Genomic DNA, 12,886 nt, shown 5'->3' on the forward strand with positions numbered 1-12,886 from the left:
GAACGCGACATGACCGCCGAGCACGACACCGCGGCCGCCGACACCGGCGCACGCGTGACCAGGCCCCTCACGGGCGACGAGTACCTGGAGAGCATCCGCGACGGCCGGGAGGTGTGGGCCTACGGCGAACGCGTCGACGACGTGACCAAGCACCCCGCGTTCCGCAACACCGCCCGGATGACCGCCCGCCTGTACGACGCGCTGCACGACCCCGAGCACCACGACGTGCTGACCGCGCCCACCGACACCGGGAGCAACGGCTTCACGCACAGCTTCTTCCGCGTGCCGCGCGGTGTCGACGACCTCGTCCACGACCGCGACGCCATCGCCCGGTGGGCCAGGCTGTCCTACGGCTGGCTGGGCCGCAGCCCGGACTACAAGGCGAGCTTCCTGACCACGCTCGGCGCGAACCCGGAGTACTACGGCGACTTCGCCGACAACGCCCGCCGGTGGTACGCCGAGGCGCAGGAGAAGGTCCTGTTCTGGAACCACGCGGTGATCAACCCGCCGGTGGACCGGAACAGGCCGCCGGACGAGGTGGACGACATCTTCGTGCACGTCGAGGAGGAGCGCGACGACGGGCTCGTCGTCAGCGGCGCGAAGGTCGTGGCGACCGGTTCGGCGTTGACCCACTTCAACTTCATCGCCCACTACGGGCTGCCGGTGAAGAAGAAGGAGTACGCGCTGGTGGCCACGTTCCCGATGGACTCGCCGGGGTTGAAGCTGATCTGCCGCCAGTCCTACGAGATGGCGTCGGCCAGGATGGGCAGCCCGTTCGACCAGCCGCTGTCGAGCAGGCTCGACGAGAACGACACGATCTTCATCCTGGACAAGGTGAAGATCCCGTGGGAGAACGTGTTCATCTACGGCGACACCGCGAAGGCGGGGACGTTCCTCACCCAGTCCGGGTTCACCCACCGGCTCACCTTCCACGGCGTGACACGGCTGGGCGTGAAGCTCGACTTCCTGGCCGGGTTGCTGATGAAGGGCCTGGAGGTGACCGGTACCAAGGACTTCCGCGGCGTGCAGACCCGCGTGGGCGAGGTGCTGGCGTGGCGCAACATGTTCTGGGGCCTGGGCGACGCGATGGCGCGCACGCCGAACCAGTGGCACGGGGACGCGGTGCTGCCGAACCTGGACTACGGCATGGCCTACCGGTGGTTCATGACGCTGGGCTACCCGCGCGTGCGGGAGATCATCATGCAGGACCTCAGCAGCGCGCTGATCTACCTCAACTCGCACGCGAAGGACTTCCGCGAGCCGGAGCTGCGCCCGTACCTCGACCGCTTCATGCGCGGGTCCGGCGGGTACGACGCGGTGGAGCGGGCGAAGCTGATGAAGCTCATCTGGGACTCGGTCGGCACGGAGTTCGCGGGCAGGCACGAGCTGTACGAGCGCAACTACTCGGGCAACCACGAGAACGTGCGCATCGAGATGCTGCTGGCGCAGACGGCCTCCGGCCAGGTGGACTCCTACAAGGGGTTCGCCGAGCAGTGCATGGCGGAGTACGACCTGGACGGCTGGACCGCGCCCGACCTGATCAACCCGAGCGAGGTGTGAGGCCGTGGCGCCCGGCTCGGGGGCGCGGGCGGCGGAGGTCCCGCCGCCCGCGGGCCCCGGTCAGCCGGTGACCAGTGCGAGGGTGAACCCGTCGTGGCCCTTGGCGCCCACCGTCTGCAAGGTCGTGGCGTCTACCCGCGGCTCGTCGGCGAGCCCCTCCAGGAACCGCCGCACGCCCTGCACCCCGCGGTCCGGGTGGTCCGGGTCGGCGACCGCGCCGCCCTGCACCACGTTGTCGACCACGATCAGCGAGCCCGGTCGGGTGAGCTTGAGCGCCCACTCGAAGTACTCGGGGATGTCGGGCTTGTTGGCGTCGATGAACACCAGGTCGAACGGCGCGGCCGGGTCGCCGGTCAGCTCGGGCAGGATGTCCAGCGCCCGGCCGACCCGCTGGCGGACGCGGTCCGCGACGCCCGCGCTCTCGATGTGCCCAGCCGCGACCCTGGCGAAGGACTCCTCGTACTCGATGGTCACCAGCGTGCCGTCCGCGGGCAGCGCCCTGGCCAGCCAGATGGTGCTGTACCCGCCGAAGGTGCCGATCTCCAGGATCCTCCGCGCCCCGCGGATCCGGGCGAGCAGGTTGAGGAACTTGCCCTGGCCGGGCGAGACGGCGAGGTCCGGCAGGTCGAAGTCGACGTTGGCGGCCGCGGCGGCCGTCAACGCCGGGTCGTCGGCGACCAGCAGGCCGTTGACGTAGTCGTCCACATCGTTCCAGCTCTGTTTGTCCATAAGCCCATAGTACGAAGAAATCCACGCCGAAACCACTTCCGAAGACAATTCAGCGAACCTATTCACACCATTGTCCGAGTGAGCATCATCCCAGCTCACCGCTAGTTTGACCTGCCATTTTGACAAGAGAAAAACATATTCTCCAAAAAGCCCTCAACGGGTTGACCCATCTTCATATTCGTGCATACCATCGAATGACAGAGACACATTCCCACCACGTCGAAGGAGGAATTGTCGTGACCGGATCCACATTATCGACGACACCGCCCGGTGTCGCGCCACCCGCGCCGAGAACGCACCACCTGGGCATCCAGACGCGGGACCTGGAGAACTGCGCGGCGTGGTACCGGGACTACTTCGGCTGCGAGGAGAAGTGGAGCCTCGACCGGTTCTCCGACCTGACCACGAGCAGGCTGCCGGGGATCACCCGGCTGACCGAGGTCATGGTGGGAGACCTGCGGTTCCACCTGTTCGAGCGCGACGACGCCGACGACACCGCGCCCGGCGGCAACAAGAGCCAGTTCCAGCACGTCTGCCTCGCCGTCGAGTCGCCGGAGGACCTCACGGCCTGGCGCGACCGCTGGCTGGAGCTGCACGGGTCGGGCCGCTACCACTTCGCCACCGACGAGCTGCCCACCGACGTCGTCGAGGACTCCGACGGCGTGCTGAGCTGCTACGTGGTGGACGTCAACGGCCTGGAGTTCGAGCTGACCCACGTCCCCGGCGGCGACCGGTGACCGGCGGACCGGCCGTCCTCGCCGACCTGCCCACGCGGGCGGGCTGGGACTTCGGCGACTTCCCCTACGGCCTGGAGCCGCTGGTCCTGCCCGAACCGCTGGTCAAGGACGCGAGCGACGGGCCCCAGTGCACCACCGTCGACGAGGGCTCCGCCGAGCTGCGGTACGAACTCGGCGCCCTGCCGGACTGCCGTCGCACCGCGCCGGGGCTCGACAACTCCGAGCAGGCGCACCAGCTCTACTGGTTCCGCTGGATCACCGGCCACCAGACGACGTTCGCCGTGTGGCAGTACCTGGCGCGCGCCCTGCACGAGGTGGAGGAGGGCCGGGACGAGGAGCGCAACCTGGAGGTGATGGGCAGGCTGACCGAGGCCTACAGCGCGATGCTGCTCTACACCAGCTCGTGCCCGAACGAGGTCTACCACGAGGTCATCCGCCCCAGCATGTTCCTCCAGCACCGCGGGTTCAGCGGCACCTGGGCCCCGGACTTCGTCCCGGTGCGGAAGCTGTTGCGCGGCAAGCGCTTCCCGTGGTCGGGCAGCGAGGCGGGCGAGGAGCTGAACCGCCAGGTGCGCCTGTACCACGACGTGCACGCGGGCATCGCAGCCAAGCTCGTGCCCGGCGGCCGGTCGCTGCTCCAGGAGACGGCCGTCGAGACCAAGCTGCTGCACCCCGAGATGCGCTCGGTGCTCTACGACAACTACTTCATGACCCTGCGCTCCCCCGTCGGCGAGGAGGAGATCGCCCGGCAGCTCGTGCGCAGGCTCAAGGCCATCGCGCTGGACGTGACGGACAAGGGCCTCTACCCCGGTCAGGACGCCGACTCGCCGGACCTGCCGAGGGAGTTCCACCAGGTCGACGTCGCGGACTGCGAGCGGCGGTTCACCGACATCGTCACCGGGCTGGTCGCGCTGGTGGCGGGCCTGGAACCGCTGGCAGCGCCGGAGGGATGAGGAGGAACAGTGAGACACGGAGTGGTGATCCTGCCCGAACACCGCTGGCGGGACGCCCGGCGGCGGTGGACGCGCGCCGAGGAGATCGGGTTCGACCACGCCTGGACCTACGACCAGCTCATGTGGCGCTGGCTGCGGGACGAGCCGTGGTTCGGCACCGTGCCGACGCTGACCGCCGCGGCCACGGCGACCTCGCGGATCGAGCTGGGCACGATGGTCGCGACCCCCACCTACCGCCACCCCGTCCCGTTCGCCAAGGAGGTGATGGCGCTCGACGACATCAGCGACGGCCGGTTCGTGTGCGGGCTGGGCGCGGGAGCGGGAGCGGTGGACGACCTGGTCGTCGACCCGGTCGAACGCACCCCCCGGCAGCGCGCCGACCGGTTCGCCGAGTTCGTCGAGGTGACCGATCTGCTGCTGCGCCAGCGGAAGACGTCGTACTCGGGCGAGCACTACCGGCTCGACGAGGTGTCGATGAACCCCGGCTGCGTGCGGCGGCCCAGGACGCCGTTCGCCATCGCGGCGACCGGGCCGCGCGGGATGCGCCTGGCCGCCCGGCACGCCGACACCTGGATCACCGCGGGCGCGCCCGGCACGTTCGACGCGCGCCCCTACGAGCAGGCGCTGCCCGACATCGCGCGCCAGGTGCGCGCCGTCGACGACGCGTGCGCCGCGGAGGGGCGCGACCCGGCGTCGCTGCGCAGGCTGCTGCTGGCGGGCGCGGCCGTCGGCGGTGTCCTCGACTCGGTCGAGTCGTGGCGCGACACCGCGGGGCGCTGCGCGGAGATCGGCGTCACCGACCTGGTCGTGCACTGGCCGAGGCCGGGTTTCCCCTACGCGGGGGACGAGCGCGTGCTCGACGACATCGCCGACGACCTGGCGCCGGTGGCGGCGGGAGGCAGGCGGTGATCGACTACGAGGTCGTGGACATGTTCGCCGACCGCCCCCTCACCGGGTGCGCGCTCGGGGTCGTCGCCGACGCGGCCGGGCTGTCCGACCCGGCGATGGCCGCCGTCGCCCGCGAGATCGGCACCTCCGAGACCGCGTTCGTGCTGCCGCCGACGGCACCGGCGGCCACCCACCGGGTCCGGGTCTTCACCCCGCACGGGGAATCGCCGTTCGGCGGTCACTCCGCGGTCGGCACGGCCTGCGCGCTGGTGCGCGCCGGGACCCTGCCGGAGGGCAGGGTGGTGCAGCAGTGCGGCGACCGGCTGCTGCCCGTGGACGCCACCGCGCGGACCGCGGAGCTGACGGCCACCGGACCGCTGGAGACCACTCCGTTCGACGCCGCCGACCTCGCCGCGGCGTGCGACCTGCCGACCGACGAGCTGACCGCGCTCGCGGCCGCCGCGGGCTTCGGGCCCGCCTTCCACTACCTGCCCGCGCACTCGTCGTCGCTCCAGCTCGCGGGCGCGCACCCGGAACGGGACGCCTGGAACGACCGGGCGGACCTGTTCGCGTTCACCTGGGACCAGGCCGCGCGGACCGCCCGCGCCCGGATGTTCGCGCCCGGCTACCGGATGCCGGAGGACCCGGCGTGCGCGTCGGCCGCGCTCGGGCTCGGCGTGTGGCTGGTGTCGGTCGGCTGGCTGCCCACGACCGACGGGCGCCACCGGTACCGCGTGCGCCAGGGCGTCGAGATGGGCCGACCGTCCACACTGGACTGCCGCGTGGACGTCGAGGACGGCCGCGTCGTCGAGGCGGCGGTCTCCGGTGTCGTCCTGCCCGCCGCCCACGGCCGCATGGTGTCGCCCGACCCGGCCGCCGTCCCCGCCTAGCCCCACCCGAGAGGAACCCATCGTGCTCCTGCGTCCCGACCTGCGCGGCACCCAGTCCGCCGTGTCCTCCACCCACTGGCTCGCCTCGGCGGCGGGCATGTCGATGTTCGACCTCGGCGGCAACGCCTTCGACGCGGCGACCGCGACCGCGTTCGTCATCCAGGTGGTCGAACCCCACCTCAACGGCCCGGCGGGCGACGTGCCGATCATGGTGCACCGCGCCTGGTCCGGCCAGGTGGAGGTGGTGTGCGGCCAGGGCCCGATGCCCGCCCGCGCCACCATCCCCGAGTTCCAGGACCGCGGCCTCACCGCCGTGCCCGGCTCCGGTCTGCTCGCCGCGTGCGTGCCCGGCGCGTTCGGGGCGTGGCTGCGGCTGCTCCGCGACTACGGGCGGCTCCCGCTGGCGGACGTGCTGGCGCCCGCCGTGCACTACGCCGAGCACGGCTACCCGATCCTGCCCAAGGCGGCGGAGATGATCGGGTCGCTGGCCGAGCTGTTCCGCGACGAGTGGGCCGAGTCCGGGCGGACGTACCTGGTCGACGGCGTCGCGCCCAGACCGGGGCAGCGCGTGCGCAACCCCGACCTCGCGGGGACCTACCGCAGGCTGCTGGCCGAGGCCCAGGCCGCGGGCGGCACGCGGGAGCACCGCATCGACGCGGCGCACCGCGTGTTCTACGAGGGTTTCGTCGCCGAGGCCGTCGACCGGTTCGCCACCACGGCGGAACTCGCCGACGCCACCGGGCGGCGCAACGGCGGCCTGATCACCGGCGCCGACCTGGCCGCGTGGCAGCCCACCATCGAGGAGTCCGCGACGCTGGACTACCGGGGCCTGAGCGTCCACAAGCCGGGCCCGTGGTCGCAGGGGCCGGTGTTCCTCCAGCAACTGGCGCTGCTGGAGGGGTTCGACCTGGCGGGGATGGGCGCGGGCAGCGCGGAGCACCTGCACACCGTGGTCGAGTGCGCCAAGCTGGCCTTCGCCGACCGGGAGGCGTGGTACGGCGACCCGGAGCACGCCGACGTGCCGCTGAAGGCGCTGCTGGACCGCGCGTACGCCGACGAACGGCGGGCGCTGGTCGGCGAGGCCGCGTCGGGCGCGCTGCGCCCCGGCTCCCCCGACGGCCGCGACCCGTTCCTGCCGCCGCTGCCCGACCACGTCGCGCCCGCGGACGACCCGGCGTGGCTGGCGCAGCTCGACGACGGCATCCCCGCGGTCGTGCGGCGGACGGCGGCCCGCGGCGACACGTGCTGCGTCACCGCGACCGACGTCGAGGGCAACATGGTGTCGGCGACGCCGAGCGGCGGCTGGCTGAAGAGCTCCCCGGTGGTCCCCGGCCTGGGGTTCCCGCTGGGCACCCGCGGCCAGATGGCGTGGCTCGCGGAGGGTCACCCGAACGCGCTGGCGCCCGGCAAGCGCCCGCGGACCACGTTGAGCCCCACGATCGTGTTGCGCGACGGCAAGCCCTACCTGGCGTTCGGCACCCCCGGCGGCGACCAGCAGGACCAGTGGACGCTGAACTTCTTCGTCAACCACGTGGACTTCGGGATGAGCCCGCAGGAGGCCGTGGAGGCGGTCGCCTTCCACACCGACCACGCCCCCTCGTCGTTCAGCCCGCGCTCCGCCCGGCCGTTGTCCCTGGTCACGGAGTCCGGCCGCGACGAGGCCGTGCTGGCCGAGCTGCGGCGCCGGGGTCACGAGGTCCAGGAGGCGGAGCCGTACACGCTGGGCAAGGTGTGCGTCACCGGGCGTACCGATGACGACCTGGTCCTGGCCGCGGCCAGTCCGAGGGGGAACCAGGCGTACGCGATCGTCAAGTGAACCATTCGACCCCACCGGGATTCGTGGAGTGCCGCTCCGCCGGGTGGCGGGACCGGTCGAGCCGATTTATGATTTCCACATGGCAACCATCTGGGAGTGCGGGAGGTGGACGGGATGAGCGGCAGGCGCGACGCCCGCTCCGGCGGGCACATCGTGGTGGGCAACGCGAGGGAGAACAACCTCAAGAACGTCTCCCTGCGCATCCCCAAGGGCAAGCTGACCGTCTTCACCGGCGTGTCCGGCTCCGGCAAGTCGTCGGTGGTGTTCGGCACCATCGCGGTCGAGTCGCAGCGCCAGCTCAACGAGTCGTTCCCGACGTTCATCCGCAACCGGCTGCCCCGCTACGAGCGCCCGGACGCCGAGGTGGTGGAGAACCTGTCCACGGCGATCGTGGTGGACCAGAAGCCGGTCGGCGGCAACTCCCGGTCCACGGTCGGCACGATGACCGACATCAACCCCGTGCTGCGGGTGCTGTTCTCCCGCCACGGCAAGCCCACCGCGGGCCCGTCGACGAAGTTCTCCTTCAACGACCCGCAGGGCATGTGCCCGGAGTGCGAGGGGCTGGGCCGCACCACCGCGCTGGACCTCGACGCGCTGATCGACGACGCGGCCAGCCTCAACGAGGGCGCGATCCGGTTCCCCACCTTCGCCAAGGGCACCTTCCAGTGGCAGCTCTACGCGGAGTCCGGCCTGTTCGACCCGGACAAGCCCGTGGGGAAGTTCAGCAAGGCCGACCGCGAGAAGCTCCTGCACGGCAGCGGGTTCAAGGTCGACCGGGCCGGGCGCAACGGCGTCTACAAGAACGAGTACGAGGGCGTCGTCACCCGCTTCACCCGCCGCTACCTCAAGAAGGGCCTCGACTCGCTCAACGAGCGCGAGCGCGAGGCCGTGGAACAGGTCGTCACCGCGGGCCCGTGCCCGGTGTGCCGCGGCGGCAGGCTGAACCGGGACGCGTTGAGGTCGAAGATCTCCGGGCACTCCATCGCCGACCTCGCCCGGCTGGAGGTCGACGAGCTGATCGGGGTGCTGGAGGGCCTGGACGTGCCCGCCGCCAAGCCGATCGTGCGCGCGGCGCTGGCCGCGTTGAAACGGGTCTCCGGCATCGGGCTGGGGTACCTCACGCTCGACCGCGAGACGCCGACGCTGTCCGGCGGCGAGGGCCAGCGCCTGAAGACGGTGCGCCACCTGGGCAGCAGCCTGACCGACCTCACGTTCATCTTCGACGAGCCGAGCGTCGGCCTGCACCCGCGTGACGTCCACCGCCTCAACGAGCTGCTGCTCGCGTTGCGGGACAAGGGGAACACGGTGCTGGTCGTCGAGCACGACCGGGACGTCGTGGAGATCGCCGACCACGTGGTCGACATGGGGCCCGGCGCGGGCACGGCGGGCGGCGAGGTCGTCTTCGAGGGCACGGTGGCCGGGCTGAAGAGGGCGGCCACGGCCACCGGCAGGCGGATGCGCTCGGTGCCGGGCCTGAAACCGGGGTTCCGCGAGGCGACCGGCGCGCTGCCGGTGGCGAAGGCCGACCTGCACAACCTCAAGAACATCTCGGTCGACTTCCCCACCGGCGTCCTGACGACCGTCACCGGCGTGGCGGGCTCCGGCAAGAGCACCCTGGTGTCCAAGGTGCTGCCGCGGCAGCACCCGGACGCGGTCGTCGTCGACCAGTCCGCACTCGGCCTCTCGCCGCGGTCGGCGCCCGCCACCTACCTGGAGGTCATGGACCCGATCCGGGCGCTGTTCGCCGCGGCGAGCGGCGAGGACGCCGGGCTGTTCAGCTTCAACTCCACCGGCGGGTGCCCGCAGTGCAAGGGGCGCGGTGTCATCCAGACCGACCTGGCCTACCTCGATCCGGTCACCACGACCTGCGAGACCTGCGAGGGCAGCAGGTACCGGCCGGAGGCGCTGGCGCACGAGCTGCGCGGCAAGACCATCGCCGACGTGCTGGCGATGACCACCGACGACGCCGCGGAGTTCTTCGCCGACGAGGCCGCCGTCGCCGGGAAGCTGGCGCTGCTGTCGGAGGTCGGCCTCGGCTACCTGACGCTGGGGCAGCCGCTGTCCACCCTGTCCGGTGGTGAGCGCCAGCGGCTCAAGCTGGCCACCAGGCTGCGCGACACCGGCACCGTGTACGTGCTGGACGAGCCCACCACCGGGCTGCACATGGACGACGTCGACCGGCTGCTCGGCCTGCTGGACCGGATGGTGGACGCGGGCAACACGGTGATCGTCATCGAGCACGACATGGACGTGGTGCGCCACTCCGACTGGATCGTCGACCTCGGCCCCGAGGCTGGCAGGCACGGCGGCGAGGTCGTGTTCGAGGGCACGCCGGAGGACCTGCTGCGGGCCAAGGGCTCGCACACCGCGCGGTGCCTGGCAGAGGACCTGGACAAGTACTCCTGAGGGAGGCGGCATGGCTGAGGACGGGCTCGTTCCCATCGGCCGGGTGGCCGCGTGGTTCGGCATGCGCGTCTCGGCGCTGCGGTACTACGAGGACGAAGGCCTGCTGACCACCCACCGGCTCAACGGTCGCAGGCACTTCGACCAGGACGACCTGCGCAGGCTGGCGCTGGTGCGGACCTACGTCGAGGGCGGTCTGCTCAGCCTCGACGCCGTGCGCAGGCTGGTCGACCCGGCACCGCGCCCCGGCGCGCGGCTGCTGGCCGAGCAGACCGTTCCGGAGCTGGAGGCGCACGCGGACCGGTCGGCAGCGGCGCTGCGCCTGCTGCGCCACCACATCCACCACGAGCACGCCGACCAGTTGACCTGCCCCCGCTGCGCGCGGGAACTGCGCGAACGGGTGGAACGGCTGACCGGCGGGACAGGAGCACCACCGTGCCGCAGATCCACGTGACCGTCCTGAAAGGACGCAGCGAGCACGAGATCGCCGCGCTCGGCGCCGCGCTCACCACCGCCGCCTCGGAGGCGCTCGGGGTGGCGCGGGACGTCATCCGGGTGACGGTCACCGAGTGCGAACCGGACCACTGGTTCGTCGGCGGCGAGTCGATGGCGCGGCTGCGGGCCGCGGGCGAGCGCTAGATCCCGGCGACCACCGCGGGGAGACGAAAGGGGTGAACGATCGTGCGAGAGCCGACACAGGCAGAGGTGCGCCGCGAACTGGAGGGCGGCCTTCCCGGTCTCCGACCGCCGCGGCGGGTCGTCGTCGTGGGAGCGGGGCTGGCGGGGCTGGCCACGGCCTACGAGCTGGCCGGGCGCGGGTGCGACGTGACCGTGTTGGAGGCCTCGGACCGGCCGGGTGGCCGGGCGTACACCCTGCGGCAGCCGTTCGCGGACGGGATGCACGTCGAGGCGGGCGCGATGACCGTGACGCCGCACTGCCACTACGTCATGCACTACACCCGTGAGCTGGGCGTCGAACTGGACACCGCCGACCTGCTGGACACGGAGTTCGCGTACTACCTGCGCGGACGGTTCCTGCGGCCGGACCGCGAGTCCATCGCGACGTCGGGACTGCCGCTGACCGAGGAGGAGTTGCACCTCGACGTGCCGGGCATGGTGAAGCGCTATGTCACCGGCCTGGCCGACGAACTCCAGCCCGACCTGGGCGCCGAGGAGTGGCGGTGCACGCCGAGGCTGGCGCCGTACGACCAGCGGTCGGTGTACGAGGTGCTGCGCGAGCACGGCGCGTCCCCGATGGCGATCGACCTGATGGAGCCGATGTTCCTGGAGATGCGGGGCGGCGACCTGAAGTCCGCGTCCGCGCTGGCGTGGCTGCGGCACGAGGCGAGCCCGCACGCCCTCACGAACGCCGACCCGAGGTGGTCGAAGATCAAGGGCGGCACCGACCGGCTCCCGTACGCGTTCGCGGACCGGCTGCGCGACCGGATCCACTACCGCAAGCCGGTCGTCCGCGTCCGCCAGGACGCCGAGTCGGCCGAGGTGACGTTCCTGGAGCACGGCAGCCCGCGGACCATCACCGCCGACCGCGTCGTCGTCACGGTGCCGTTCAGCGCGATCCGGCACATCGACTTCGGCGAGGCCGCGCTGCCCGCCGACAAGATCGAGGTCATGCGCACGCTGAAGTACTCCTCGATCGTGCGCGTCTACCTCCAGGTGCGGAAGCGGTTCTGGCAGGGTGACGCGGTCAGCTTCTCCACCGACCTGCCGGTCCGCTGGCTGCGCGACGCCACCCCGCACAACGACGGCCCGCGCAAGATCCTCGAATGCCTGCTGACCGGCTGGCGCGCGCGGACCATCGCCGCGATGACCGACGAGGAGCGGGTCGCCTTCGCGCTCGACCAGGTCGAGCAGGTGCTGCCCGGCACCCGCGAGCACTTCGAACTCGGCACCTCGGTGGCGTGGGACCGGCAGCCGCACGTCGAGGGCTCGTACATCCTCCCCGAGGTCGGCCACGAGAAGCTGATGCCGATCATCCGCCGCCCCGAGGGGCGCGTCCACTTCGCGGGTGAGCACACGGGCTTCGAGCCCAACGGCGGCTCGATGACGTTCGCGCTGGAATCAGCCGCGCGCACGGTCCTGGAGCTGGACCGCGCGTCGTAGGACGAGGCGGGCCCCCGCCGCGGTCCGAAGCGGAACGCGGCGAGGGCCCGCCCTCGACCGATCAGCGCTCGCCGAGCTGCCACTCCGGCCGCACGTAGTGGCACGTGTAGCCGTTCGGGATGCGCTCCAGGTAGTCCTGGTGCTCCGGCTCGGCCTCCCAGAACGCGCTCGCCTGGGCCACCTCGGTCACGACCTTGCCCGGCCACTTGCCGGAGGCGTCGACGTCGGCGATGGTCGCCTCGGCCACCTGCTTCTGCCCGTCGGTCTCGTAGAAGATCGCCGACCGGTACCCGGCACCGATGTCGTTGCCCTGGCGGTTGCGGGTCGACGGGTCGTGGATCTGGAAGAAGTACTCCAGGATCTGCCGGTAGCTCAGCTCCTCGGGCTCGAACACGATCTCGATGGCCTCGGCGTGGTTGCCGTGGCGGCGGTACGTGGCGTTGGGCGTGCCAGGGTCGCCGGTGTAGCCGACGCGGGTCGACACGACGCCGGGGTGGCGGCGGAACAGGTCCTGCATGCCCCAGAAGCAGCCGCCCGCGAGAACAGCCTTCTCCGTCACGGTGATAACTCCTCTGCTCGGTGTTTCACCCAGGAGAACGTCCGGGAGGGGGCCGTTCATCCCCGCCGAGTTGTGACGTGTCCATTACGGGCTCGCCGTGCGCGGCGACGAGGGGGTGGCGCCTGGGTAGCGGAACGACGACGCACAGCACGCCACTGTGCCACAACCGCGGGGTGCGCCGGGTGAGGGGCGGCTCCGGGATGCCTGTTCGGGTGAAGGCCGAGGCCGCC

12 protein-coding genes are annotated in these 12,886 nt (G+C 71.6%); 10 read left to right on the top strand and 2 right to left on the bottom strand.

The window, feature by feature from the left end; translation table 11 throughout:
* The first annotated feature begins 9 nt into the window (after positions 1 to 9).
* The gene (locus NZH93_RS07725) at positions 10 to 1,560 is read left to right on the top strand and encodes a 4-hydroxyphenylacetate 3-hydroxylase family protein (protein WP_259622255.1); all 1,551 of its coding nucleotides are present in this window, start codon (positions 10 to 12) and stop codon (positions 1,558 to 1,560) included.
* A gap of 60 nt (positions 1,561 to 1,620) precedes the next feature.
* Here the strand turns inward: NZH93_RS07725 and NZH93_RS07730 are convergent, their stop codons facing one another.
* Positions 1,621 to 2,289 (bottom strand): O-methyltransferase, encoded by a 669-nt coding sequence (locus NZH93_RS07730; RefSeq protein WP_259622256.1) that lies wholly within the window; start codon positions 2,287 to 2,289, stop codon positions 1,621 to 1,623.
* A 236-nt stretch (positions 2,290 to 2,525) separates the two neighbouring features.
* Here NZH93_RS07730 and NZH93_RS07735 point away from each other — a divergent pair, with 236 nt between their 5' ends.
* From NZH93_RS07735 to NZH93_RS07775, 9 genes are all read left to right on the top strand, one after another.
* Positions 2,526 to 3,026, top strand: a complete 501-nt coding sequence (locus NZH93_RS07735) for a VOC family protein (protein ID WP_259622257.1) — start codon at positions 2,526 to 2,528, stop codon at positions 3,024 to 3,026.
* On the top strand, positions 3,023 to 3,979 hold the full coding sequence (locus NZH93_RS07740) for a 3-methyl-L-tyrosine peroxygenase-related protein (RefSeq protein WP_259622258.1): 957 nt from the start codon (positions 3,023 to 3,025) through the stop codon (positions 3,977 to 3,979). Before NZH93_RS07735 ends, NZH93_RS07740 begins: the two co-directional genes overlap by 4 nt.
* Before the next feature lie 9 nt (positions 3,980 to 3,988).
* Positions 3,989 to 4,888 carry an LLM class flavin-dependent oxidoreductase gene (locus NZH93_RS07745; RefSeq protein ID WP_259622259.1) on the top strand — a complete coding sequence of 300 codons (900 nt, stop codon included), beginning with the start codon at positions 3,989 to 3,991 and terminating at the stop codon, positions 4,886 to 4,888.
* A complete protein-coding gene (locus NZH93_RS07750) occupies positions 4,885 to 5,757 on the top strand; it encodes a PhzF family phenazine biosynthesis protein (RefSeq protein ID WP_259622260.1) in 873 nt (290 codons plus the stop codon). Before NZH93_RS07745 ends, NZH93_RS07750 begins: the two co-directional genes overlap by 4 nt.
* A gap of 22 nt (positions 5,758 to 5,779) precedes the next feature.
* A complete protein-coding gene (locus NZH93_RS07755) occupies positions 5,780 to 7,573 on the top strand; it encodes a gamma-glutamyltransferase family protein (RefSeq protein WP_308214178.1) in 1,794 nt (597 codons plus the stop codon).
* 114 nt (positions 7,574 to 7,687) lie between these two features.
* Positions 7,688 to 9,979, top strand: coding sequence for an ATP-binding cassette domain-containing protein (locus NZH93_RS07760; protein WP_259622261.1), 2,292 nt, complete (start codon positions 7,688 to 7,690; stop codon positions 9,977 to 9,979).
* Positions 9,980 to 9,989: 10 nt separating this feature from the next.
* Positions 9,990 to 10,430, top strand: coding sequence for a MerR family transcriptional regulator (locus tag NZH93_RS07765; protein WP_259622262.1), 441 nt, complete (start codon positions 9,990 to 9,992; stop codon positions 10,428 to 10,430).
* Complete coding sequence (locus tag NZH93_RS07770; RefSeq protein WP_259622263.1) at positions 10,412 to 10,615, top strand: tautomerase family protein; 204 nt, start codon at positions 10,412 to 10,414, stop codon at positions 10,613 to 10,615. The genes NZH93_RS07765 and NZH93_RS07770 overlap by 19 nt, the downstream gene beginning before the upstream one ends.
* A 42-nt stretch (positions 10,616 to 10,657) precedes the next feature.
* Positions 10,658 to 12,097: a flavin monoamine oxidase family protein gene (locus NZH93_RS07775; protein ID WP_259622264.1), complete on the top strand. Its 1,440-nt coding sequence runs from the start codon at positions 10,658 to 10,660 to the stop codon at positions 12,095 to 12,097.
* Positions 12,098 to 12,158: 61 nt separating this feature from the next.
* On the opposite strand, the gene msrA is transcribed toward NZH93_RS07775, so the two are convergent.
* Positions 12,159 to 12,656 carry a peptide-methionine (S)-S-oxide reductase MsrA gene (msrA, locus tag NZH93_RS07780; RefSeq protein WP_259622265.1) on the bottom strand — a complete coding sequence of 166 codons (498 nt, stop codon included), beginning with the start codon at positions 12,654 to 12,656 and terminating at the stop codon, positions 12,159 to 12,161.
* Positions 12,657 to 12,886 lie beyond the last annotated feature (230 nt).

The sequence above is a fragment of the Umezawaea endophytica genome, assembly GCF_025061645.1.
Classification (GTDB): Bacteria; Actinomycetota; Actinomycetes; order Mycobacteriales; family Pseudonocardiaceae; genus Umezawaea; species Umezawaea endophytica.